12 protein-coding genes and 1 pseudogene are annotated in these 25,065 nt (G+C 70.0%); 8 read left to right on the top strand and 5 right to left on the bottom strand.

Annotation, left to right across the window (positions count from 1 at the left end):
* Window positions 1-389: 389 nt before the first annotated feature.
* From NON22_RS05760 to NON22_RS05750, 3 genes are all read left to right on the top strand, one after another.
* Window positions 390-5,324, top strand: a complete 4,935-nt coding sequence (locus NON22_RS05760) for a beta strand repeat-containing protein (RefSeq protein ID WP_257385976.1) — start codon at window positions 390-392, stop codon at window positions 5,322-5,324.
* Window positions 5,325-5,545: 221 nt separating this feature from the next.
* Window positions 5,546-8,263 carry a hybrid sensor histidine kinase/response regulator gene (locus tag NON22_RS05755; protein WP_257385975.1) on the top strand — a complete coding sequence of 906 codons (2,718 nt, stop codon included), beginning with the start codon at window positions 5,546-5,548 and terminating at the stop codon, window positions 8,261-8,263.
* A gap of 139 nt (window positions 8,264-8,402) precedes the next feature.
* Window positions 8,403-9,047, top strand: a complete 645-nt coding sequence (locus tag NON22_RS05750; RefSeq protein ID WP_257385974.1) for a hypothetical protein — start codon at window positions 8,403-8,405, stop codon at window positions 9,045-9,047.
* Between the two features lie 91 nt (window positions 9,048-9,138).
* Here NON22_RS05750 and NON22_RS05745 read toward each other — a convergent pair whose 3' ends face one another.
* Window positions 9,139-10,587, bottom strand: a complete 1,449-nt coding sequence (locus NON22_RS05745; protein WP_257385973.1) for an NHL repeat-containing protein — start codon at window positions 10,585-10,587, stop codon at window positions 9,139-9,141.
* 369 nt (window positions 10,588-10,956) lie between these two features.
* Here NON22_RS05745 and NON22_RS05740 point away from each other — a divergent pair, with 369 nt between their 5' ends.
* The 3 genes from NON22_RS05740 (at window position 10,957) to NON22_RS05730 (ending at window position 12,898) form a co-directional block, all read left to right on the top strand.
* Window positions 10,957-11,352, top strand: a complete 396-nt coding sequence (locus tag NON22_RS05740; protein ID WP_257385972.1) for a YybH family protein — start codon at window positions 10,957-10,959, stop codon at window positions 11,350-11,352.
* A 258-nt stretch (window positions 11,353-11,610) separates the two neighbouring features.
* Window positions 11,611-12,090 (top strand): VOC family protein, encoded by a 480-nt coding sequence (locus NON22_RS05735; RefSeq protein ID WP_257385971.1) that lies wholly within the window; start codon window positions 11,611-11,613, stop codon window positions 12,088-12,090.
* Between the two features lie 130 nt (window positions 12,091-12,220).
* The gene (locus NON22_RS05730; RefSeq protein ID WP_257385970.1) at window positions 12,221-12,898 is read left to right on the top strand and encodes a class I SAM-dependent methyltransferase; all 678 of its coding nucleotides are present in this window, start codon (window positions 12,221-12,223) and stop codon (window positions 12,896-12,898) included.
* A gap of 48 nt (window positions 12,899-12,946) precedes the next feature.
* Here NON22_RS05730 and NON22_RS05725 read toward each other — a convergent pair whose 3' ends face one another.
* Window positions 12,947-13,297, bottom strand: coding sequence for a hypothetical protein (locus NON22_RS05725; RefSeq protein ID WP_257385969.1), 351 nt, complete (start codon window positions 13,295-13,297; stop codon window positions 12,947-12,949).
* Between the two features lie 331 nt (window positions 13,298-13,628).
* Window positions 13,629-15,515: a hypothetical protein gene (locus NON22_RS05720; protein ID WP_257385968.1), complete on the bottom strand. Its 1,887-nt coding sequence runs from the start codon at window positions 15,513-15,515 to the stop codon at window positions 13,629-13,631.
* Window positions 15,516-15,655: 140 nt separating this feature from the next.
* Here NON22_RS05720 and NON22_RS05715 point away from each other — a divergent pair, with 140 nt between their 5' ends.
* Window positions 15,656-16,204 carry a hypothetical protein gene (locus tag NON22_RS05715; RefSeq protein WP_257385967.1) on the top strand — a complete coding sequence of 183 codons (549 nt, stop codon included), beginning with the start codon at window positions 15,656-15,658 and terminating at the stop codon, window positions 16,202-16,204.
* Between the two features lie 249 nt (window positions 16,205-16,453).
* Here NON22_RS05715 and NON22_RS05710 read toward each other — a convergent pair.
* Window positions 16,454-20,539, bottom strand: a pseudogene (locus NON22_RS05710) (ExeM/NucH family extracellular endonuclease); the annotation flags it as partial.
* Between the two features lie 821 nt (window positions 20,540-21,360).
* Between NON22_RS05710 and NON22_RS05705 the strand changes: the two are divergent.
* Window positions 21,361-23,868, top strand: coding sequence for a hypothetical protein (locus NON22_RS05705; RefSeq protein WP_257385964.1), 2,508 nt, complete (start codon window positions 21,361-21,363; stop codon window positions 23,866-23,868).
* Here the strand turns inward: NON22_RS05705 and NON22_RS05700 are convergent.
* On the bottom strand, window positions 23,792-25,065 hold a 1,274-nt coding region (locus NON22_RS05700), incomplete at its 5' end, for an Hsp70 family protein (RefSeq protein ID WP_306673659.1). The two genes, NON22_RS05705 and NON22_RS05700, sit on opposite strands and share 77 nt — an antisense overlap.

The raw sequence follows: 25,065 nt of genomic DNA, 5'->3' as shown, positions 1-25,065 counted from the left end.
ATTTACCACCAAACACCCCCGGGGGTGCCCGCGCGGCCGCCCCCCCCCGCGACCGGCTCTTTTTCGCCCGGGTTTCCGCGGAATTTTCATCACATTCCTGAACCGAGAGCCTGCGGGTTTGCTCTCGTCCGGCGCCCGGCGTTCGCGCGCGTTTTCGCTGCGCAATTCTTCCGTCGTCCACTCTCGACACTGCGCCGGCAAAGGCATACCTTCTCGGCCGTACGGCCGCCTGGGGAGGTGGCCGACGCTGCATTGCATCGGACGTCTGCAGGCACCGCCCAGTCCCGGCGGCATCGGTTCTGCGGGTTCGCCAACTAGGGGAAAAAATCGTGAATCGATTTGCGAGTGCAATGGCGCGTGTCGCCGCTGCAATGGCGTTGACGATAGCCGTGGGCGTTCTTCCGCTCCAGGCGAAATCCAGGACGGATGGTCGCCCGGCGTCCGGCGCGAAGACCTCGGCCGCGGCGCTGCAGTTCGACACCGTGCAGTTCGGCGACGAGCCGGCCAAGGGCGTGCAGCCGCTGCGGGCGGCCGCGCCGCCGCCGCCGGCGCCCGCGAGCTATGCGCCGCGTCCGTTCGGCCAGGCTTATGCCGGCGAAGTGGAGCCCAACGGCACCGCCGCGACGGCCAGCCCGCTGACCGGCACCAATTTCGTCGTGCGCGCGAACCTGTTCCCGAACGGCGACATCGATTTCTATTCGTTCCAGGCCAACGCCGGCGACCGCGTCTACGCGGCGACGATGACGTCCGCCTCGGCCGGCAGCAGCACCGACAGCCAGCTCACCCTGCTGGACAGCGACGGCACGACGATCGTCGAATTCGACGACGACAACGGCTCCTTCGCCGCGCTGTCGTCGACGATCGCCGGCGCCACGATCCCGGCCACGGGCACGTACTACCTCAAGGTCAACGACTTCACGGCCGGCACGACGTCCGAGCGCAGCTACGAGCTGCATGTGCGCATCCAGTCCGCCACGGATACGCCGACGCCGGAAGTCGAGAGCAACGACACGCCGGCCACGGCCAACCCGCTGCCGGCCAACGGCTGGGTCAGCGGCGCGCGCAACCCGGCGCTCGCGACCGAGCAGGACTGGTACAGCCTGGCGCTCAACGCCGGCGACACGGTGTATCTGTCGCTCGATCTCGATCCCGAGCGTGACGGCACGGTCTGGAACGGCCGCCTCGGCTTTGCGCTGTTCGGCGACGCGGGCAACCAGATCCTCGTCGTCGACGATGCCGGCACCGGCGACGTCGCGCCGAATCCGAATCGCCCGTCCGAGGCCATGTTCTTCACGGTCAAGGACGCGGGCACGTATTTCGCGTTCGTCGACTCGGCCAGCGCCGCGGTCGGCGGGCCGACGGCGACGTATCACCTGAGCGTCAGCGTGCATCCGGCCACCGACGAAGGCGTCAACTGCACGACCTACACGAGCACCGACGTGCCCAAGACCATCGGTCCGGGCACGGGCCTGGTCAGCTCGACGATCGTCGTGCCGGGCAACCCGCGCATCGCCGACCTCGACGTCGCGATCAATCTGAACCATGCGCTGATGCAGGACGTCGACGTGCACCTGCGTTCGCCGGCCGGCAACGACAACGGCCTGTTCACCGACATCGGCGCGGCCGCGACCGGCGGTCAGCAGCAGATGGATGCGGTGTTCGACGACGAGGCGGGCATTCCGCCGGGCTTCACCGTGCTCAAGGGCGTGCAGATCAAGCCGGAGAACAATTCCACCGCCGGCACGGCCAGCACCTCGGGCGCGTATCGCCTGGCGTCGTTCGACGGCGAGAACGCCGGCGGCACCTGGACGCTCGACGTGCGCGACGACACCGCGGGCGCGAACGGCGGCACTCTGAACTCCTGGTCGCTGCGCATCTGCGAGGCGCCGCCGCCGCCGGTCTGTCCGACGGGCTTCGTGCAGCAGACCGTCTACAGCACCGACTTCGAATCCGGCGCCGCCGGCTTCACGCACTCGGGCACGCAGGACGAATGGGAGCTCGGCCTGCCCGCGACGGTCGCGACGACGACGGCCAACCCGGTCGCCGCGTTCAACACCTGCAACAGCGGCGTGAACTGCTGGAAGACCGATCTGGACAACACCTACAACGCCTCGTCGAACCAGGACCTGCTGTCGCCGGCCATCGATCTCTCCGGCCTCACGCCGCCGATCGTCGTGACCTGGGCGCAGCGGCACCAGGTCGAGACGGCGAACTTCGACCACATGTTCGTGGACTTCCAGCAGGTCGGCGGCGCGACGCCGGTGCGCCTGTACGAATGGCTCGATCCGACGCCGATCAGCGCATCGGCCGGCACCGGCAATCCGCAGAACAACATCGGCGGCAGCTACGGCTGGGGCGTGTTCTCGCGCCGCGCCGACAGCCTGGCCGGCCTCAACACCGAACTGCGTTTCCACCTCGACAGCGACACCACCGTGATGTTCGCCGGTCTGGCCGTCGACGACGTCAGCGTGACCGGCTGCCGCGCGCTGAGCGCAGACGCCTCGATCACGAAGACCGACGGCGTGACTACGGCGACGCCGGGCGGCAGCGTCACCTACACGATCACCGCGAGCAACGCCGGTCCCGACCCGGCGACCGGCGCGACCGTGGCCGACACGTTCCCGGCCAGCGAAACCTGCACCTGGACCTGCGTCGGCGCCGGCGGCGGCACCTGCACGGCTTCGGGCGCGGGCAACATCAACGACACGACGGTCAACCTGCCCGCCGGCGGATCGGTCACCTACACCGCGAGCTGCACGATCGCCGCGTCGGCGACGGGCACGTTGTCCAACACCGCGACGGTGTCCCTGCCGTTCACGGATTCGGATCCGGCCAACAACTCGGCGACCGACACCGACACGCTTACGCCGCAGGCGGACCTGGCCGTCACCAAGACCGACGGCGTGACCACGGCGACGCCGGGCGGCAGCGTGACCTATACGATCACGGCGTCCAACGCCGGCTCGAGCGACGCGCCCGGTTCGACCGTGGCCGACACGTTTCCGGCGAGCCTGACCTGCACCTGGACCTGCGTCGGCGCCGGCGGCGGCACCTGCACGGCCTCGGGCAGCGGCAACATCTCCGACACGGTCAACCTGCCCGCGGGCGGCAGTACGACCTACACGGCCACGTGCGCGGTATCGGCGAGCGCGACCGGCACCTTGTCGAACACGGCGACCGTCGCCGCACCGGCCGGCGTGACCGATCCGACGCCGGGCAACAACTCCGCCACCGATAGCGACACGCTGGCGGCCAGCGCGGATCTGTCCATCACGAAGACCGACGGCGTCACTTCGGCGACGCCGGGCGGCAGCGTGACCTACACGATCACCGCGTCCAACGCCGGTCCGAGCAATGCGGCCGGTTCGACCGTGGCCGACACGTTCCCGGCCAGCCTGACCTGCACCTGGACTTGCGTCGGCGCCGGCGGCGGCACGTGTACCGCGTCGGGCAGCGGCAACATCGCCGACACGGTCAATCTGCCCGCGGGCGGCAGCACGACCTACACCGCATCGTGTGCGGTATCGGCGAGCGCGACCGGCACCTTGTCGAACACGGCGACCGTCGCCGCACCCGCAGGCGTGACCGATCCGACGCCGGGCAACAACTCCGCCACCGATACCGACACGCTGGCGGCCAGCGCGGATCTGTCCATCACGAAGACCGACGGCGTGACGTCGGCGACGCCGGGCGGCAGCGTGACCTACACGATCACCGCGTCCAACGCCGGCCCGAGCGGCGCGGCAGGCACCACGGTCACCGACACCTTCCCGGCCTTGGAAACCTGCACCTGGACCTGCGTGGGGGCCGGCGGCGGCACCTGCACGGCCTCGGGCAGCGGCAACATCGCCGGTACGGTGAATCTGCCCGCGGGCGGCAGCGTGACCTATACCGCGAGCTGCACGATCTCGCCGTCGGCGACCGGTTCGCTGACCAACACCGCGACCGTCGCGGCCGCGGCCGGCGTGATCGATCCGAATCCGGGCAACAACAGCGCGACCGACGTGGATGCGCTCGGCGCGAGCGCGGACCTGTCGATCACGAAGACCGACGGCGTGACGTCGGCGACGCCGGGCGGCAGCGTGACGTACACGATCACGGCGGCCAACGCCGGTCCGAGCAACGCGGTCGGCGCGACCGTGGCCGACACGTTCCCGGCCACGGAAACCTGCACCTGGACCTGCGTCGGCGCCGGCGGCGGCACCTGCGCCGCGTCGGGCAGCGGCAACATCGCCGACACGGTCAACCTGCCTGCGGGCGGCAGCGTGACCTATACCGCGAGCTGCGCGATCTCGGCCGCGGCCACGGGCTCGCTGACCAACACCGCGACCGTCGCGGCGCCGGCGGGTGTCACCGACACCAATCCGGGCAACAACAGCGCGACCGATACCGACACGCTCGGCGCGGTCGCGGACCTGTCGATCACGAAGACCGACGGCGTGGCCAGCGTCACCGCAGGCGGCAGCGTGACCTACACGATCACCGCGAGCAATGCGGGCCCGAGCGCGGCAACCGGCGCCACGGTGGCCGACACGTTCCCGGCCGTGGAAACCTGCACCTGGACCTGCGTCGGCGCCGGCGGCGGCAGCTGTGCGGCGTCGGGCAGCGGCAACATCGCCGATCCGGTCAATCTGCCCGCGGGCGGCAGCGTGACCTATACCGCGAGCTGCGCGGTGTCGGCGGCGGCGGCGGGCACGGTCAGCAATACCGCGACCGTCGCGGCGCCGGCCGGCGTCAGCGATCCGAACGCGGCGAACGACAGCGCGACCGACACGGACACCGTGACGGCCGCGCCGGGAGCGACCTTGAGCGCGACGAAGACGGTCGCCGCGGCCGGCGGCAGCTACACGCCGGGATCGACGATCACCTACAACATCGTGATCACCAACAGCGGCACCGGCACGCAGGCCGACAACACCGGCGACGAGTTCACCGACACCTTGCCGGCCGGCCTGACCCTGGTGTCCGCGAACGCGACGTCGGGCACCGCGAGCACGGCCGGCAGCGTCGTGCACTGGAACGGCGCGATACCGGCCGGCGGCACGGTGACCCTGACGATCACCGCGACGATCAACCTGTCGGCCAGCGGGCCGATCAGCAACCAGGGCACGGTGTTCTTCGACGCCGACGGCAACGGCAGCAACGAGAGCAGTGCCGTGACCGACGATCCGGCCACGGGCGGCGGCGGTGATCCGACGATCTTCACGGTGGCCGGCGTCCCCACGGTCATCGTGCCGGTGCCCGGCCTCGGCGGCTGGATGCTGATGCTGCTCGGCCTCGGACTCTGCGCGCTGGCCTGGCGCGGGCGTCGGCAGCCGGTCTGATCGATCACCAAGCGGTCTTTCGAGCGGCGCCTTCGGGCGCCGCTTTTTTTGCAGGAATAGCCGGCTCGCTCGCCGGTACGCGCAGCGGTCGTAGGAGCCGCCGCTTCCGATTGACGCGAAGTGGACAATGCGCTTTCATGCACAAGCACAACGGGCGTCTTCAGGCCGCTGTTCGCCGGAGACGCTCGGCGCTTCCGGTTGCGGTCGGCTCGGGAGGTCGCATGACAACGTCGGGCGATGCGCCGGATTTCCGCCGGATCTTCGAGGCCGCGCCGGGGCTGTATCTCGTGCTGCGGCCGACCTTGCACATCATCGCCGTCAGCGACGCCTATCTGCACGCGACGAAGACCGCGCGCGACGCGATCCTCGGGCGCCACCTGTTCGAGGTGTTCCCCGACAACCCGGACGATCCGCAGGCCAGCGGAATGCGCAACCTGCGCATCTCGCTCGAACGCGTCCTCGCCGACCGCGTGCCCGACGCCATGGCGGTGCAGAAATACGACATACGCCTGCCCGAATCCGAGGGCGGCGGCTTCGAGGAACGCTACTGGAGCCCGGTCAACACGCCGGTGCTCGACGCCGACGGCTCGGTGAACTGCATCATCCACCGCGTCGAGGACGTCACCGATTTCATGCGCGCGCGCCAGCACGGCAAGGAGCAGGCCCGGCTCGCCGAATCCCTGCGCGCGCGCGCCGAACGCGTCGAAGCGGAAATCTTCCAGCGCGCCGCCGAAGTCCAGGAGGCGAACCGGCGTCTCGAATCGGCCAACCGCGAGCTGTCGCGGCTGTATGCGGCGAGCAAGGAGCTCGACGAGCTCAAGACGCGGTTCTTCTCCAACGTCAGCCACGAACTGCGCACGCCGCTGACCCTGATCCTCGGGCCGGTCGAGCGGCTGCTCGGCGCCGGCGGCCTGGATGCGGAGCAGCTGCGCTCGCTCGAAACGATCCGCCGCAACGCGCGTTCGCTGCTGCGCCACGTCAACGACCTGCTCGACGTCGCGAAGCTCGAAGCCGGCAAGATGACCGTGCGCGCCGACGACGTCGACCTCGGCCATCTGACGCGGCTGACCGCGGCGTATTTCGAATCGCTGGCGCAGGAGCGCGGCATCGCATTCCGTGTCGAGGCACCGGCGAGCCTGTGGGTGCGGACCGACGCCGAGAAGATCCAGCGCGTGCTCGTGAACCTTCTGGCCAACGCCTTCAAGTTCACGCCCGATGCGGGCCAGGTCCGTCTGCGCCTGGCCTGCGAGGCGGGCTGCGGTTCGCTCGAGGTCGACGACTCGGGCCCGGGCGTGCCGCCGGAATTGCGCGATGTCATCTTCGAGCCGTTCCGCCAGGCCGAGCACGCGTCGACGCGGCGCCACGGCGGGACCGGCCTCGGCCTGGCGATCACGCGCGAATTCCTCGAGCTGCTCGACGGCACCGTCGTCGTCGGCGACTCCACGCTCGGCGGCGCGGCGTTCCGCGTCGTGCTGCCGCTGCCGCCGGCGTCCGGTCCGCAGGCCGAGTTCGACATCGACGCCGTGCTGCCGTCCGCTGCCGCGGTGTCGGTCGAGGAATACCTGCATCCGCTGTCGCACCGGCGCGAGCACGAGTCGCGCGAAGCGGCCGGCACCGGTCCGCGCGCATCGCCGCTGGTCCTCGTCGTCGAGGACAACCGCGAAATGCATCATTTCATCCGCGACTCGCTGCCGCCGCAGCTCGACAGCATCGGCGCGTTCTCGGGGCGCGAAGGCGTGGAAACCGCGATCGCGTCCCGGCCCGACCTGATCATCAGCGACGTGATGATGCCGGACATGAGCGGCGACGAACTCGTCCAGGCCATTCGCGGCATCCGTGAATTCGACTACGTTCCGATCATCCTGCTGACGGCAAAGGCCGACGACGAGCTCAAGGTCCGCATGCTGCGCAGCGGCGTGCAGGACTTCCTGACCAAGCCGTTCCTCGTCGCCGAGCTCGTCGCGCGCGTATCCAACCAGCTGGTCATGTCGCACGCGCGGCAGATCCTGCAGGAGGAGCTCGCGAGCAGCGAAGCCGACGTGTCCACCCTGGCGAGGGATCTCGCCGAGCGCAAGCGTGCGCTCGAAGCCGCGCTCGCCGAACTGCGCGAACGCGATGCCGCGCTGGCCCGCCTGAACGCCGAGCTCGAGCAGCGCGTCCTCGAGCGCACCGAGCAGCTCGCGGCGGCCAATCGCGACCTGGAAATCTTTTCCTACTCGGTGTCGCACGAGCTGCGCGCGCCGGTGCGGCACCTGATCGGCTTCAGCAAGCTGCTGCAGGATCGCCACAGCCACCAGCTCGACGAAGAAGCCGGCTCGTTCCTGCGGTTCATCGCCGGCGGCGCGCGCCGCATGAACGAACTGATGGACGCACTGCTCGCTCTCGGCCGCGCGAGCCGCGCCGATCTGGCCTGGGGCGACGTCGATCTCGACGAGCTCGTCGCCGAAGTGCGTGCCGAGATCGAGCAGGAAGCGACGGGCCGGCGCATCGACTGGCGCATCGGCAAGCTCGCGCGCGTGCGCGCCGACCGGCGATTGCTGAAGGTCGTCGTCGGCAATCTGCTGTCGAACGCGGTCAAGTACACGAAGAACCGCGTCGTCGCGCAGATCGAGATCGGCCAGGCCGCATCGGGCGACGCCGGCAGCCACGTCTGGATCCGCGACAACGGCGTCGGTTTCGACCCGCGCCATGCCGGGCAGCTGTTCGGCGTGTTCCGCCGCCTGCACAGCCAGGACGAGTTCGAAGGATCCGGCCTCGGCCTCGCGACGGCACACCGCATCCTGCAGAAACATCGCGGCCGTCTCTGGGCCGAAGCCCGGCCCGGCGAGGGCGCGACGTTTCATTTCAGTCTCGGCGAAACGGTCGCCGCGACCGCCGCCTCGCCGGCGGACGGCACGCCCGCGCCCGTCGCGCCGCAGGAGGGCGAACAGCGGCGCTGACGCGCGAATGCGCGCCTGGGCCGGCGAGCGACGTCCGGAGCGCCGGCGTACCGGCCGGTGCTGTGCCGGCGCAATTCCGGAATTGCGGGTGCCGCGGGAAAACCGGATGCTTTGCTCCGGCCGATTGCGGATGCGCCCGATGCTCGCCTCGCTTCTTTCCGTGTTGATCGCGCTGGGCAGCTCCGCGACGGGCTGCGCGCCCGAGCTGTCCGTCGCCGCGACGTTGCCGCAGGACTCCACGGGCACGATGCACTACGCGGAGTCGCTGACGATCGGCATCGGCGATGCCGCGCCGTTGCGGATGCAGGCGCCGCCGGGCGCGGAGCTGCTGCCGCTTCCGGGACCCTGTCATCGGCTGGGCGGCCGGCGTTTCCTGCTGCTCGGCTGGTCGTCCTCGGGCGGCGGCATGCAGTCCATCCAGGCGCTCGTCGTCGCCGTGCGTGCCGGTGCGGTCGTGCGCGTCGATCGGCTCGACTACGTGTCCGCCCGGACGAACGCCGGTCTGCTCGTGCGGCGCACCGGCGACGGCGAAGTCCGGCTCGGCGTGCCCGAGCCCGGCGCCGATCCCGTGCACGAGCCTGCGGACTGGGCGCTGGAGTTCGGCGCCGCGCCGCGCCGGCATCTGTCGCTGGCCGGCCTGCGCGCGCTGGCATTCGACGTCGTGGAACCCGCGGCCGGCGACACGTTCTATGCGCCGCCGCTGCAGGCCGCTCCGACGCCGGCGCGCGTCGCGTGGATGGCGATCACGCCGTCGGGATTTTCGCCGGTAGCGGCTGGCGGCTAATCCTGAGCCGGATCAGCAGCGTGCCGGCATCGTGAAGCGACGCTGCGCCCGGCCGGCAACCTGTATCGCGAAGCGCGGCCGCAGCGCCGCTTCAGCGGCGCTCGAAATGGCTGCCGAAGATCGTGTCGTTCGCGAACAGGCGCAGGACGCCGAAGTCGTAGTCGCCCGCGGTCGCGCGCTGCAGCGAACCGGCGACCCAGGCCTGCCGGCCGCGGACCAGCACGGTGTTGCCGAAGTCGTTGTTGCCGTTGCCGAGGTTGGGGCCGAACGTCGCGCGGCCATTGGTGCCGAAGCTCGTATCGACGTTGCCGGCGAAGTTCAGCCGCGTCAGCGCGATGTCGTAGCCGGCGCCGGCCGTCTGCGTGTTCAGCGCGAAGCCGGCCAGGGTGATGTGGGTCGGCTGTATCAGGAACGAGGCGATCGATTCGATCGACACGGCCTTGGCGACGTCGCGGTTCAGGCCGCCGATGTCGACGCCGATCGTGCGCCGGCCGTCGCCGTCGAAGCCGGCGTCGAGCTGTCCGTTCGCGTCGAGCACCGCGACCGCGTAGTCCCAGTCGGCGCCCGAGCGGCAGCTCGTGCCGGCGACGACGACGCCGTTGCCGGCCGCGTCGAACAGATTGAAGCGCGGCGCGATCGCGGTCGCGATGTCGTCCTTGCAGGAACCGCCGAAATCGACGAGCTTCGCGCCGGTGCCGTTGCCGCCGAAGGCCGTGTCGAACGAGCCGTTCGCGTTCAGGCGGATCACGCCGAAGTCCGCGCCTGTCGCCGTCTGCCGGCTCGTGCCGGCGACGACGATCTTGCCGTCGTCCTGGATCGCGACGGCCGTGGCGCGATCGTTCAGCGGATCGTTGATCGACGTACCCCAGGAATGGATCTGGTAGCCGTTGCCGTTGAACGTGCCGTCGCTGAGGCCGTTCGCGTCGAGCCGCGCGACGGCGAAGCTCGTCAGGCTGCCGATGAAGTTGGTCGTCGCATAGCCGACCGCGACGATCTTGCCGTCGCTCTGCAGCGCGAGGCCGGCGGCGCCCGACGCGCTCTCGCCGCCGAAGCTCGGCGTCGCGATGCCGACGGACGGAAACGCGCCGAAGCTGTCGTCGAGGCCGCTGCCGTCGGCCTTGATGCGGCCCACGATGAATTCGGGATCGCCGCCGTCGCCCTGGAAGGAACCGGCGAACACGATGCGGTTGCCCACATCGACGCGCACCGCGGCGATGCGGATCGAGGCGCCGCTGCACAGCGTGTTTTCGGTATAGCGGCCGTCGCCCGAGAACGTCGTATCCAGAGTGCCGTTCGGCAGCAGCCGCGCGATCGCGATGCAGTCGTGCGTCGCATCGATGCGTGCGCTGCCGGCCAGCACGACCGTGCCGTTGCTCGCGACGTCCATCGCGAGCACATCGTCGAAGCGGTCACCGCCCACGTCGAACGGAACCACACGGCGGCCGGCGTCGCCGAATTCGGCATCGACGTTGCCGGCCGCCTGGGCGGCCGGCAGGGCGGCTGCGAGCAGCAGCCCTGGAAACAGGCGATACGACGGCATGATCGGCTCCGGCAACGGGATAGCCGGTCAGTACGCAGGATCGGCGTCGACCGTGACAGACCTGGCAGACGGTTTGCGGCAAGCGGGCTCCGGCCGGTTGCCGTCGCCGTCTGCGACGCGGAGTCGCCGAGCACGACCGGTCGCGACGGAGCGACACGAATGAGGCTGCGCATCGCGGGTGTGATGCCGATCGATGATCCGTGACGTGGCACGAGTGATCGTTTCGCTGCTGCCGTCACCGGACATCGACTCGCCGCGGGTATGCTCCGGGCGGTCGAATCGGCCCGTGTCTCGGATCACCCCGGTACGGATGGCGAGCGGCGGTTCCTGTGCCCCGGCTTTCTTGCGCCACGTATGGAGATCCCGGACATGCAAGACGACGAGCAGCAGATCCGCGAACTGGTGTCGGCCTGGATGGCCGCGAGCAAGACCGGCGACGTCGACACCGTCCTGTCGCTGATGGCCGACGACGCGGTCTTCCTCGTCGCCGGCCGGCCGCCGATGCATAAAGCCGACTTCGCCGCGGCGGCCCGGGCGCAGGCCCGCGGCGATGCGCCGAGGTTCGACGGAACGAACGAGATCCAGGAACTGCGCGTGCTCGGCGACTGGGCGTTTCTCTGGCAGAGGCTGACCGTCACGGCCGTGCCGCCCGACGGTGGCGAGTCCACGGTCCGCAGCGGCCACACCTTGACGATCTTCCGGCGACAGGACGGCCGCTGGGTGCTCGCGCGCGACGCGAACCTGCTCGCTCCGGCGGCGCAGTGAAAGCGCGTGGACGCGTCGCGGAGATCCGGATGACGCGCCACGACCGGAGCGGTATGCCTGCTCCCGGCTGAACCCGGTGTTTCGCGAACCGGGGCGCCCACGCGTTCGTCGGCGTTTGCCCGGTCCGTGACCCGGTTTTCACGCGACGCTTTCGAGGCCGCACAGATACTCGGCCCGATGAGGCACGGCGCCGGAGTCCCGTGGCACTCGGCGGTCTCGACGATCGATTGCACGTATCGCCCACGAACGGAGAGCGACATGACCGGCAAGAACACGATCTGTCTCTGGTACGACGACGACGCGCTCGAGGCGGCGCAGTTCTACGCGAAGACGTTTCCGGACAGCGCCGTCGGCGCCGTGCATCGCGCACCCGGCGACTATCCGTCGGGCAAGGAAGGCGATGTGCTGACCGTCGAGTTCACGATCGCCGGCATTCCGTGCATCGGACTCAACGGCGGTCCGACGTTCAGGCACAGCGAGGCGTTCTCGTTCCAGATCGCGACCGACGACCAGGCCGAGACCGATCGACTCTGGAACGCGATCGTCGGCAACGGCGGGCAGGAAAGCGCCTGCGGCTGGTGCAAGGACAAATGGGGACTGTCGTGGCAGATCACGCCGAGAGCGCTCAGCGAAGCGATCGCCGATCCGGATCGCGCGGCGGCCAGGCGCGCATTCGAGGCGATGATGGAAATGGGCAAGATCGACATCGCGAAGATCGAGGCCGCGCGGCGCGGCTGACTGCCGCCCGGTCTGCGCCGTCCTGACCGGAGCGCAGGCGTGCCGAGTCTGCGCTCCGCAACGGACGCCTTTGACCCGGCGCCGGCCCGCGTCCTAGCATCGTCGATCCCGTTCCGTCGCGGAGTCTGCCTTGTCGTCGTTCTCCGATCCCCAGGCCGTAGCCCGCTATGCCGAAGGCCCCGTCCGGCAAGTGCCCGGTTTCTCGGCGCTGCAACAGATGGCGACCTTGCTGCTGGCCGAAACCGTGCCGGACAGCGGCCGGGTGCTGGTGCTCGGCGCCGGCGGCGGTCTCGAGCTCAAGGTCTTCGCCGAGGCGCAGCCGGGATGGCGTTTCGTCGGTGTCGATCCGTCCGCCGAGATGCTGAAGCTCGCGCAAGCCACGCTCGGGCCGCTCGCGTCGCGCGTGCAGTTCCACGAAGGCTATGTCGACACGGCGCCGTCGGGCCCTTTCGACGGCGCGGCCTGCCTGCTGACTCTGCATTTTCTCGAAGCCGGCGAGCGTCTGCGGACATTGACCGAACTGCGCCGCCGCCTGAAGCCCGGTGCGTCGCTCGTCGTCGCGCATCACAGCTTTCCGCAGGCGGCCGGCGAGAAGGTCCGCTGGCTCGAACGCTACGCTGCGTTTGCGGCGGCCTCGGGCATTCCCGCCGCGAACGCGCGCAACGCCATCGACGCGATCGGCGCGAAGCTGCCCGTGCTCAGCCCGGACGATGACGTCGCTCTGCTCGGTGCGGCGGGTTTCGACCGGATAGAGCTGTTCTACGCGGGGTTCACGTTCAAGGGATGGATCGTGCGCAATCCGCCGTAGCCGCCGCAACGGCATGCGTCGGAGTCATTGAATTTCGCGGCCTTTTTTCTACTGCGGCTTGCGCGGCCGCGAGTGACCGTTCTCGTCGACATAGTCCGAATAATCCGGCTTGGTCGACAGGCTGACGGGCAGGCGATGCTTCATGACGAGCTCCAACGCCGACATCGCCTGTTCCGGCGGATCCGATTGCGCATTTTCGCGGTAGTACCAGACCACGCCCTTTTCCTGCTGCAGTCTGTTCAACGCCTCGTCGAGTCCGGTCAGCGAGATCGTCGTCCCGTTCAACCGCAGCTCTCCGGATGCCAGCGCGGCGACGCGTGCGACCGGAGGTTCCTGGGCGACGGCCAGACCCGCCCATTGCAAGGCCGGAAACAACAGCGCGAAGAGGCGTTTTTTCATGGCCGGTCCTTGTCGATGACGTCGGAAGAGAGGCGTATCGCGAAGGGACTGCCGCGGCGGCGCCGGTCCTCTCATCCGCTCTTTCATCGCATCGCCCGACGAGCGCGCGGGATGCCCTGATCGGCAGCGCGGCGGCCGCCGCCGTCCGCTCACGAACCGGCAACGAGGAAGCGGGGCGCCGGCAGGCGTCGGAAAACAGCCCGCCGGAACGATCCTGGCCGGGATCGCACGAGAATCGATCACGCCGGCGATCGACTCTCGAGAAGGCGCGCGAGCGTCGCCGGCGCCGTTCGATCGGGAAACGGATGCGAGTCCGTTTCCCGACACCCCGCTAGATCCGGATGCACGACGCCCAGGCGCCGACATGATCGGCGTCGGGGCTGGCCGGCAGCGCGCGCAGGCGAATGTCCTTTCCGGGTGTCGTATAGATTTCCGCGCGCGGCACGACGGCGCCGCCGCTGCGCGTCGTCGACCAGGCGCCGGAGATGCCGGTCAGGAAACAGCGCGCGTTCTTCGCGCTCGCGGCCGGGACGAGCAGGGTGTCCGTCGTCGTGTAGGCATCCTTGACGATGAAGTCGGGCTTCCACGCGTTGCAGCCGTAGCCCCAGGCTTCGGCGGTCATCGCGCCGGGCACGAGCGGCGGCGGCGGTGTCGTCGTATGCCGCTGGCCGAGGAAGAAGCGGCCGGCACTCTCGCTCAGGCGTACGTGGTCGTAGCCGTCGCCGTTCGCCTGCGAGACGTTGCCGATCAGGCCCGAGATCGCATTCATCGGATTGGGCGCGATCGAGACCTCGATGCGGCTGTCCGGATTCGCGCCGTCGCGCTCGACAAGCTGGAACGGACTGCCGAAGCAGGCGGTCGGATCAGGGACTTTCTCGATGTCGTCGACGCCGACGCATTCGAGCACGCCGCCCGGCGCGATCTGCGGCGGACCGCCCATCGGATTGCTGTACCAGCGCGCCTTCCATTGGCCGCCGTCGGCGAAGAAGCGCAGGAAGCTGCCGCTGTAGCGCGGATCGTCGAACGGCACCGAGCCGTCGCTGCGCTGCCAGAACGGACCGTGAACGGCAGCCCAGTAGCAGAAACCGACCGGACAGTCCGGCGTGCCGGGCGGGCAGGTCGGCACGGGGACTTCGCCGCCGGTCGGACCGGGATCGGGAATGCCGGTCGGCGGATCGTTGACCGGAATCTTGACCGGCGTCTTGCAGGTGTTGCCCTGGCCGTACTGCGTCCAGCGGCATTCCGCCGGCGGCGGCCCCGATACGGGATTGTTGCCGTAGCGCGCGACTTCCTGCGCGCAGCGCTGTACGTCGAGGGCTTCTTCCTCGACCGACTTCACGTACGTCGTCTGGCCTGGCTTCATCCAGATCGGCGACGCGGCGGAATGGGGGTTCTTGTGCGACTGCATCGCCGCGGTCGCGGTCGGCCCCAGTTTCAGCGAGGTGCCGAAGCGGGTGTCGAAACCGGCCTCGGTCGAGCTGAGCCCCATGCGATGGCAGACGGTGCAGGCGCGGCCGGGCGTTTCCGGCGCGATCGAATACACTTTCCACGACTGGAAATTGGCGCCGATGAACTTGTACGGCAGGGTCTTGTTCCACGAGAAGCGCTGCTCCCATGGGCCGCTGCCCGGATGGGTGCCGGGCAGGGCGTTCTTCGGATCGTCGCGCAGCTGCGCCAGATACGGCGAGCGGACGAAAGGCCCGTTGTCGTGGCAGCGCACGCAATTGATGCCCGCCGTCTCGATCGGCTCCTTCCAGTAGCGGCCGGCCGGATCGGACGGCGCCGGTGCGGCGGCGTCGAGCACGCCGAGCGCCTGGTAGAAGCAGGTCGCGCCGTTGAGGCGGTTGTACTGGATCACGGCGACGTCGCCGTACTTGCGGCTCGGCAGGCCCTGTTTCCGGCAATGCGCGACGATCGTGACGTCCGGCGTCTGCACGAGCCGGTGGAAGCGGCTGCCGGGATCGCAGACGCCGTTGAGGACGTTCGGAAAATCGCAGTTCGGTCCCGGCGTCTCGGTGCCTTCCGGCACCGCGGTCGCCTCGGGATCGTCGCAGTCGAAGGCCGGCACCGTCCGGCCGATCGCCGCATCGCATTTGCGCGCGAATTCGACGAGCGCCTCGGGCTGGGCCGTGACGTCGCAGTATTCGGCGGAGCCGATCGTTTCCGACAGTTCGGCGGGGCCCTGGGGCGCGCGTTCCGGCGCCGGCGGCGGCGCCATGTCGCCGAGCGGCGGTGGTTCCGGCGGCGGCCGCGACATCTCCGGCTGGCAGCCGCTCAGGAGTCCCGCGAGCGAAGCCCGCCGTCGTCGCGAAAAAGGCGCGCAAGCGCGCGCGTCCGTACAAACGACCCGATCGACGCATGACACTCCCCTGTCGCTACGAAGTCTGTCGGCTTGCCGCTTTGGCGACAATAAATCAATGTTCATCTGTCTTCAATTTGTTGTTTGTGCATAACTGGCGAAGGATCGGCCGTATTCCGTCCGGCCGTCGAGCCCCGCAGTCAGATCGGACGCGGGTGTCCGCCGGGCGGACGGCGACGAAGAACGACTCCGGGCCGCCGCAGGGCGCGCCGGCCCGAGAGGAGAAAACCATGAAAGTACGTCTTACGTCGGCCGCACTCGTCGGTTCGCTGGTCGCCGCGCCGGCGTTCGCGACGGACTTCTGCGGCACCTGCCAGAGCTGCTGCGGCGGCGGTTCTGCCTCGTGGCTGGCTGCCCGCCGTCGGCGTGGCGCAGGCGAACGGCGTGGCCGCGGGCGACGCGCTGCTGCCGTGCAAGGATTTTCCGGGCGGTTCGTCGGTGGTCCACGGTATTCGGTGGACTCGGCGCCCGTCGTCGATTCCGGCGACACCACGCCGGTCGATACCGACGGGTTCGAAGGTCTGACGTGCGCGGACCTGGGCTTCTGAAAGAACGCCGCCGCCGCCGGCGGTCGCGGCAGCGGCTTCCCGCCGGGAGCAGTCCGACGACGGCCGTTTCCTGCCTGCGGGCGTTTGGCCAAGCCGTAAAACCGCATCGGCAGGACGGTCGCCGCGCAGCGACGGAAGCGCGTATCGCAAAAGCGGGCGGCGCGGAGAGCGGCAGGCTCTCCGCGCCGCGCGCGGTCAATCCACCTGGAACGACTGCAGCGACACCGGCGTCGACGTCGTTGCCGTCGCGGCCTCGTTGCCGGGCAGCGGATCCGCCGTCGCCGACGTGACCGTGGCCGTGTCGCTGATCACGGTGACCGGCGCCGACGCATCGACGGTCACGGTCAGGCTGAAGGTCGCCGTGCCGGGCGGCAGGCTCGCGATGCTGCAGCTGACCGTGCCGGTCGCGCCGACGGCCGGCGTCGTGCAGCTCCAGCCGGCCGGCGACGTCAGCGCCGTGAACGTGGTGTTGGCCGGGATCGCGTTGGTCAGGCTCACGCTGGCCGCCGCGCTCGGGCCGAGGTTGTTCACGACCAGCGTATAGGTGATGGGCTGGCCGTTGATGACGCTCGCTGCCGACGCGGTGTTGCCGACGGTCAGATCCGCCGCCGTGGTCACGTTCGTGGTCGCCGTCGCCGAGTCGTTGCCCGGTGCCGGGTCGGCGGTCGCGGAGGACACGTTCACGGTGCCGGTGATCGTCGCGGCCGTGGTGGCCGGATCGACCGTGACGACCAGGGTGATCGTGGAGCTGCCGGGACCGAGGTCCGCATTCAGGCAGCTCACGTTGCCCGTGCTGCCGATCGGCGGCGTGGTGCAGAACCAGCCGCCGGCGCCCGACACGCTCACCGAAGCGAACGTCGTGGACGCCGGGATCGCGCCGGCCACGGTGGCGTTCGACGCGTTGCTCGGGCCGGCGTTCGTGACCGTGATCGTATAGCTCAGGGTCTGGCCGGCGGCCACGCTGGACGGGGCGCTGCTCGTGATGCCCAGGTCGGCGCTCGCAGTCAGCGGCGTCGTCGCCGTCGCGGATTCGTTGCCGGTGTTCGGATCGGTCGTGGACGACGACACCGTCGCCGTGCTGCTGATCGTCGCGGCCGTCGCGCCCGGATTCACGTCGACGACGAGCGTGAACACGGCCGACGTCGCTGCGAGGCTCGCCGTCGTGCAGTTGACGGTGCCGGTCGCGCCGACCGCCGGCGTCGTGCAGGACCAGCCGGCGGGCGAGGCCAGCGAGGCGAACGTGGTATTCGTCGGGATCGCATTGCTCAGCGAGACGCTCGCCGCGTTGCTCGGCCCGGCGTTGGCGACGGTGACGGTATAGGTGATGGCCTGGCCGGCGACCGCGCTCGGCGGCGCCGCCGTATTGGTCACGCCGAGGTCGGCCGCCGCAGTGACGGTCGTCGTCGCCGTCGCGCTGTTGTTCGCCGGCACCGGGTCGCCGCTCGCGGAGCTCGCGGTGACCGTGGCGCTGAGCACCGTGCCCGCGGCGACGTCCGGAGCGACTGACGTGACCAGGGTGAACACGCTGCTGCCGACGGCCACGCCCGGATTGCTGCAGTTGATCGTGCCGCCGGCGCCGACGGCCGGCGTCGTGCAGGACCAGCCGGCTGGCGGCGACAGCGAGACGAAACTGAGCCCGGCCGGCAGCACGAAATTCCAGCTTGCATTCGCGGCCGGATCCGGGCCGGTGTTGCTGACCGTGATCGTGTGGGTCAGGTTGGTGCCGGCGACGACGGGATCGGGCGCGTCGGTCACGGTGATCGCGAGATCGGCGATCGCGAACAGGCCGACGAGCACCGGATCGTGGTCGGCCGCGCGATACGGCGAGGCCGGCTGGAACACCACGCGCGGCGGCACCAGCGCGGAACCGTCGGGCTTCTCCTCCGCGGCGGCCTCGCCCGTGTCGGCGACTTCGTCGTTGTAGTCGAGCAGCGGCGCCTCGTCGGCGTTGATGTGCCAGGCGGCTGCGCCGATGACCTGGCCGGCCAGCGAGGACGAAGCGAACGCGTAGTCGAGATGGCCGACCGTGCCGCCGAACACGTAGGAATAGGCGTTGGCGCCCTGGAACGTGGTTTCGAGATCGGCATAGCCGCCGCCGAGCACCGCCGCGATCGGGTCCTCGTTCGCGTACGCGTTGAAGTCGCCGAGCAGCAGCACGTCGGGATCGCCGGCGGCCGGCAGCACGGTCGAGCTGATCCAGCTCAGCAGACGATTGGCCTGCGCCGTGCGCGTCGCATTGAAGCAGGCCTGGCCGTCGCCGGCGTCCGCGTCGGCGCCGCTCGCGCCGCCGCAGCTCTTCGCGCGCAGGTGGTTGGCGATGACCGTGAAGCGCTGGCCGAACGCCGCGTTCGTCGCATCGACGACGTCGTAGGTCTGCGCGGTCGGCGGGCGGTTGTGCACTGGGTCGAGATCCGACAGCGGCGCGCCGACTGGCGAGACCACGCCCGTGCGATAGATCTGCTGCACGCGGACCGCGTCGGTGCCGAGCGTGCCGCCGGTGTTGACGAACGCATACGGATGCGCGCCGCCGCAGCGCGCGTTGATCGCGCCGAGCAGGTCGGTGATCGTCGCGCTCGGCGTGGTGTTCTCGAGCTCGATCAACGAGACGATGTCGGCGTCGAGCGTGCAGGCCACGATCGAGGCACGCTCGCGCTGGCGATTGAGCTCGGTCACGCTGTCGGCGCCGCGGCAGTCCAGCGTGCCGCCCGGGCCGCAGGGGCCGCTGCTCGTGCTCGGCGTCGTGTCGATCGTCGTGAAGTAGTTCTGCAGGTTCGCGCCGGCGACCCGGATCGCGCCGCCGACGATCGGCGGCGTGGCCGGGCGCGGATTGGCCACGGTGAACGTCACCGGCGTCGCCGCGGCCGGGCGCAGGCGCCAGCTTGCGGCGGCGACGCCGTCGGGACTCGCGAAATCGAGCACGCCGGTCAGGCCGTTGACGAGATCGCCGCCGCGGAAGAAGTCGACGCCCTGCGTGCCGACGGAGAAGCCGCCGTTGGCCTGCGGGTGATAGGCGGCCTGGAAACCGTCGCTCAACGCGAGGTAGGGCGTCTCCGCGTTGTTCTCGTCATCGAGCAGCACGCGGCGGCGCGCCAGGGTGTCCTGATAGGCGGCATAGCCCGCGACGCTCGGCGCCGAGAACTCGGTGAAGCTGCGCGGCCGGCCGCCTTCGCTCAGGGTGACCTGGCCGTAGTGGCCGAGCTCGAAGCTGTCGCTGACCGTCAAGGTGTCGACGAAGGTCACGCGCATGCTTTCGCGCGCCTCGTAGAACGCGTCGATGCCGCCGGCGACCGGCAGGTCGATCGGCGTCGGCGTGACCTGGGCCAGGTTGTTGCCCGCGCCGGTCACGACGACGCTCGGCGCCGTGCTCGCGGTGATCTCGGTGAGGTTGTTGAATTCGCTGACCGTGCCGCTCACGCGCACGCGCTGGCCCTCGGCCACCGGCGTCGGACAGGCCGAGCAGAACACGAACACGCCTTCTGAGGTGTTCGGATCGGCGTCCGCATCGGCGTCTTCTTCCTGCAGGAAGAAGCCGCGCAGGCGGCTGGCGCCCTGGTAATTGCCGACGACGATGCCCTCGACCATGACGGACGCGCCGGGTATCGGCGTCGCCGCGCCGTTGCCCTGCACGTCGTGGATCTTGCTCAAATCATCGTTGACGATGGTGCCGCGGCCCTGTCCGTCGGTGACGATGGCGTTCGTCGCGTTGGTCACGTTGACGAAGAAGGTCTCGTCGGCCTCGGGCGTCGTGTCGCCGTTGACGGGCACGTCGAACGCGTAGGTGCTGCTGCCGGCCGGAATGGTCTGGCCGGTCAGCGACGTCGCGGCGTAGTCGCCCGGCGCGGTCGCGGTGTCGTTGGCCGTCGCGATGTCGAACGTCACGCCGCCGGTCGGCGCCGGCGCCGACAGGCTCACGGTGAACGTGAACGTCGTCGTGCCGGCATTGCCTTCGTTGAGCGCGACGTCGTTGATCGTGAGGTTCGGAGCGGCGTCGTCGTTGACGACGGTGCCCTGGCCCTGGCCGTCGGTGACGGTCGCGCCGGTCACGTTCGTGACGTTGACGAAGAAGGTCTCGTTGGTCTCCGGCGCGGTGTCGCCGTTGACGAGCACCGTGAACGAATACGTGCTGCTGCCGGCGGGGATGGTCTGGCCGGTCAGCGATTTGGCGGTGTAGTCGCCCGGCGCGGCCGCCGTGCCGTCGGCCGTCGCGATGTCGAACGTGACGCCGCCGGGGCCGGCCGGCGCGGACAGGCTGACGGTGAACGTGAACGAGGTCGTGCCCGCGTTGCCCTCGTTCAGAGTCACGTCGTTGATGCTCAGGTTGTTCGGGATCGTGCCCTGCGGCGTCAGCGAGAAGTCGTCGACGGCCAGGCCGTCGTCCGCGCCGCTCGCATCGACGTCGTTCCAGCGGATCCAGAACGTCGCGCCGTTGGCGATGCTCAGGCTGGAAATCGTGGACGACAGCGCCGTGCGTTCGCCGGCCGCGTTGCCGTTCTTGGCGCCGGCGGTCACGGTGTCGGGCGTCACGAAACTCAGCGCCGCGACGTTGGTCCAGGTGCCGGTGACGAGGTCGGTCGCGTTGGTGCTGTATTCGAAGTTCAGCTGATCCGTGCGGTTGATCGTGCCGAGGCGCCATTCCTCGCCGGTGAACGCGACGGCGAGGCTCGTCACGGTGCTGCCGGTGTTGTTCGTGAAGCAGGCGCCGAACAGCGGGATCAGCGTGCCGCTGCGCAGCTCGCCGAGCGCGCGTTCGGTCGAGCCCGCGGCGCCGTAGCTGTAAGTGTCGCCGGTCGTCGAGGCGCCGGTGTCGACCGCGTATTGCTCGTTGTCGCGCGCGCCGCCTCCGGATTCGGTCATGAACCAGCCGGGGATCGTGAGATTGTTCGTCGTCGAGCCGGCGGTGTTCGACAAGGTGTCGAAATTCTGCGTCGACGCCGAACCGAGCGTGGTCAGGCTGACGCATTGGGCCAGCGCCAGCGAGGGCAGGCAGGACAGCAGGCTGGTCAACAGCCAGGCGCCGAGCAGGCGCGGCAAAGCGGATGAAGACATCGACGATCCCCGTGAGCGTGCGAAACGGACTGCCGCCGCGCTTGCTTCCCCGGGCCGCGGCCAGTGCCCGGCACTATACCGCCGGCGGATTACGCGGGTAATGCACGGCGATGGGCCGAGCGCTGCGCCGGTCGGCAGTGGACTGCTGCCGTAGCGGGAAACGGCGGGCCGGCCTATCGGTCGCGGACGGCGCGGGGCCGGCCGCGCTGTCAGGTCTCCGCGGCGACGGCGTATGCGCACGGGAATGCGCGGATGTCCCGCGCCGGAGCCGCGCCATGTCCCCGTCCCGTCTCGTCCGCTTCGCGGCCGCTTCCCTCCTCTCGTCCCTGCTGCCGCCGCTCGCGAGCGCGCAGGTCGACGGCAGCCTCGACCCGGCCTACGGCAGTCCGTCCGATCCGGGGCGCATGGCCTTCGCGATCGTCTCGCGCGATCCGGCCGAGACGCCGGGCGCGCCGGACTGGGCGCAGGTCACGCCGTTCGAGGTGCTGCCGCGCGGCGACGGTTCGGCCATCGTCTGGTCGAACGCGGCGACTCCGTACGATCTGCCGATCAGCACGCCGTCGGTACCCGTGGCGGTGCGCATCCTCGCGGACGGCACCTGGGATCCGTCCTGGGGCGCGAGCGGCGGCGGCCGCACGGTGATCTACGTCGGAGAGGACTACGCGTGGCGCGCGAACGACGCGGTGTCGACGCCCGACGGCGGCATGGCCGTCGTCGGCACGATCGACAACCCCGACGGCAGCAGCGACATGGCGGTCTGGAAATTCACCGCGAACGGACTCGCCGACATGGCCTTCGGCAGCGGCGGCGTGCGCCGGCTGCGCCGCGGCGGTCTGCCGTCGGATGCCGGCAAGACCGTGCAGCTGGCCGATCTCGACCTCGTCGGCAACGGCATTCCGGTGCCGGACCTGCTGATCGTCGGCGGCAATCTTCGCGACGGATTCGCCGGACCGCACGGGCTGGCGCTGGCGATCCTCGATCTCAACGGCAACCTCTGTCCGTCGTCCATTCCGGCCTGCGGCAACGTCGTCGGCGGCGACGTCGGCCTAGCCTCCGAATGGCGCCTGCTGCGGATCGGTACTGGCCTGTGTCCGAACGGCGCCGACATCGACGTGGTCGACCTGACGAAGTTCGACGCCGGCGTCGGCGACGCCATCCCCGTGCTGATCCGCGGCTGCGGCGACACGGCCGTGGTCAAGCACACGATCATCGGCAACGTCGGCGGCAACGTCTGGGGGGGGACCGTGAATCCGGCCTATGCGAACGACGGCCGCTCGCTCGTGACGTTCGGGCCGGGTTTCCTCGTCGACGGCAACGCGATCGTGCATGCGCCGCTGCGGGACCTGCCGCTCGGCAACGAATCGCTCGTGATCGCGGGCTTTCGCGCGCAACCCGATCGCACCCAGCCGCTGATACTGGCCGCGCGCCTGGGCCGCACCGCGTTCGATGCGGTGATCTATGATGCCGATCCGCCCGCCGATCCGTGGCTCAGTCCCGGCGCGTACGCCGACACCGTGCTCGTGCAGCCTGACGGCAAGCTGATCCTCGGCGGCGGCACGGCGTTTTCGTCGTGGACGTTCGGCGACGCGCTGCTGATGCGGCTCAACGCCGATCTGACGCCGGACGCTTCGTTCGGCAACCTCAGCGCGAGCCTGCCGGAACGCCAGGTCTACGGCTATCCGATCGGCGGCACCGATCGCGACAACCGCGTCAACGCGACGGCGCTGACCCCCCGACGGCAAGCTGCTGTTCGCCGGCTACGCCTATGCGAGCAACGACGGCAACGCGCGCTACGGCTCGGTCATGCGCGTGCGGCTCGAAGGCGACCGCCTGTTCGCGAACGGGTTCGGCGCGCCGTGACCGATCGACGGCGGACGTCGCAGCAGGTTTTGAAATTCCGGGAGATATTTCGACAGTACCGGCAGGCGGCGAGAGCGCTTCTGAGCGCTCGCCGAAACGACGGATTCGCGCGACGGAGCCCGGAAAGCGCGGCAACCTGGACGATCGTCTCGATTGACCGGGTTTCCGCGCAGCTGCCATGCTCGCCGTTTTTGCAGGCGCATTCGTGCGTGCTGCAGCGAGACGAGGAACGGCATGGCGAACCAGTACGACGACCTCCAGGCCAGCTACGGACGCTGCCTGCGCGCGAACGGATTCATCGAACGGTTCTACGAGGTATTCCTCGCGAGCCATCCCGACATCGCGCCGATGTTCGCGAAGACCGATTTCCGTCAGCAGCGGCTCGCGTTGCGGCGCGGCATCTCGATCGCGATCTCGCATGCCGACGGCATGGCGATGGTCCGGCGCGGCGTCGACGAGATGGCGCAGGCGCATTCGCGCCAGGGGCGCACGCCGGTGCGGCCGTCGCTGTATGCCTATTGGATCGACAGCCTTCTCGCCGCCGTGCGCGAGAAGGACCCGCAAGCGACGCCGGCCCTGCTCGAGCGCTGGCGCGCCGCGATGAGCGTGACGGTCGGCAGCTTCACGGCGGGCTACTGAGCCGACGAACGCAGCGCCGGTCCGACACGGCGCGCGGTCGAATCACGGCAGCGCCGACGCATCGAGCGCCGCCGCGAACGCGAGACCCGACACCACGCCGAGCGACGGATCGCCGATGACGAGGGGCACGTCCGGGAACAGCGCGCGGATCGCATCGCGGATCGCCGGCGCGCGCGACGAGCCTCCGGTCAGGAAGATCGACTCGGGACGTTCGCCGATGTCGGCCTGCGCGCGTTCGAGCAGGCTGCGCAGACGATCGAGGAATTCCGCATAGGCGGCGTCCCGATGCGTGCGGTCGAGATCGGCCGCGAGGCCGGGTTCGACGAACGCGAGGTCGGCGCGGCCGCGCGCGTGCTCGCCGAGGTGGATCTTCATCGCCTCGGCCCGGCGGTTGAGCTGCGAGGTCGCGCCGAGACGCTGCAGGGTGGTCAGGCGCTGGCGGAACGGCGCCGCCGCGTTGCGGTAGTCGTGGCTGCGGAATTCCTTCTGCTGCGGCGGGCTGTGCACGCTCGCCGCTTCGCGGAAGTGATGCACGGGGATCGCCGGATCGCCGCGGCCGAACAGCGGCATGAACGCCTGCAGCGACAGCTCGATGTCGATGTCGGTGCCGCCCCTGGGCAGGCCCCAGCTGCCGAAGATGCGCGGCGCGGGCTCGGCGCCGCCGACCCGCGCATACGCGACGTCGGTAGTGCCGCCGCCGACGTCGACGATCAGGCTGCGTTCGGGCGTCGCGCGCTGCGTGTGGTAATGCATCGCCGCGGCGGCCGGCTCTTCGAGGAACGACACATCCTCGAAACCGGCCGCGTTCGCGGCTTCCGTCAGCATGTCCAACGCCTGCTGCGTGCCCTGCGGTCCGAGCGCGCTCTTGAACTCGACCGGCCGGCCGAGTAGCGCCGCGCGCACCGGCGTGCCGAGCTGCCGCGTCGCCGACAGCCGGATGTGCTCGAGCACGTGCGTGGCGATGTGCAGGATGATCTTCTTCGCGTTCGGCAGCAGGTTGTAGCCGAGCATCGACTTCGGCGACTCGACGAGGTGGCCGTAGCCGTCGCCGATGTAGGCCACGATCGCCTCGTCGCCGAACACGGCGTCGTTGACGCGCACCGCGGCGCCTCGCGCCTCGCGCACCTGCCGGTCCATCCAGCCGGCACGCACGCTGCGCATTGCGGCTGCGCGCAATTGGTCCTCGCTGCGCTGCACCGGTTCCGACGCGAGCGCGAGCGCCTCGGCGCGGCGCTCGGGCGGCAGCGCGTCGGCCTCGGCGACGCGGCGGCGCCAGGCGTCGAACGCGTGGCGCTGCGCGGCGCGCGCCGAGCGCA

Origin of the sequence: Tahibacter caeni, assembly GCF_024609805.1 — a bacterium.
Lineage (GTDB): Bacteria > Pseudomonadota > Gammaproteobacteria > Xanthomonadales > Rhodanobacteraceae > Tahibacter > Tahibacter caeni.
The sequence above is the reverse complement of the archived record's forward strand: the minus strand, read 5'-3'. Positions and strand labels throughout refer to the sequence as shown.

Coding starts and splice junctions, on each gene's coding strand:
- NON22_RS05740 (WP_257385972.1), top strand. CDS start 10,957: ATGCAAGACGACGAGCAGCAGATCCGCGAACTGGTGTCGGCCTGGATG.
- NON22_RS05715 (WP_257385967.1), top strand. CDS start 15,656: ATGACACTCCCCTGTCGCTACGAAGTCTGTCGGCTTGCCGCTTTGGCG.
- NON22_RS05705 (WP_257385964.1), top strand. CDS start 21,361: ATGGGCCGAGCGCTGCGCCGGTCGGCAGTGGACTGCTGCCGTAGCGGG.
- NON22_RS05735 (WP_257385971.1), top strand. CDS start 11,611: ATGACCGGCAAGAACACGATCTGTCTCTGGTACGACGACGACGCGCTC.
- NON22_RS05725 (WP_257385969.1), bottom strand. CDS start 13,297: ATGAAAAAACGCCTCTTCGCGCTGTTGTTTCCGGCCTTGCAATGGGCG.
- NON22_RS05745 (WP_257385973.1), bottom strand. CDS start 10,587: ATGCCGTCGTATCGCCTGTTTCCAGGGCTGCTGCTCGCAGCCGCCCTG.
- NON22_RS05750 (WP_257385974.1), top strand. CDS start 8,403: ATGCTCGCCTCGCTTCTTTCCGTGTTGATCGCGCTGGGCAGCTCCGCG.
- NON22_RS05720 (WP_257385968.1), bottom strand. CDS start 15,515: ATGGCGCCGCCGCCGGCGCCGGAACGCGCGCCCCAGGGCCCCGCCGAA.
- NON22_RS05755 (WP_257385975.1), top strand. CDS start 5,546: ATGACAACGTCGGGCGATGCGCCGGATTTCCGCCGGATCTTCGAGGCC.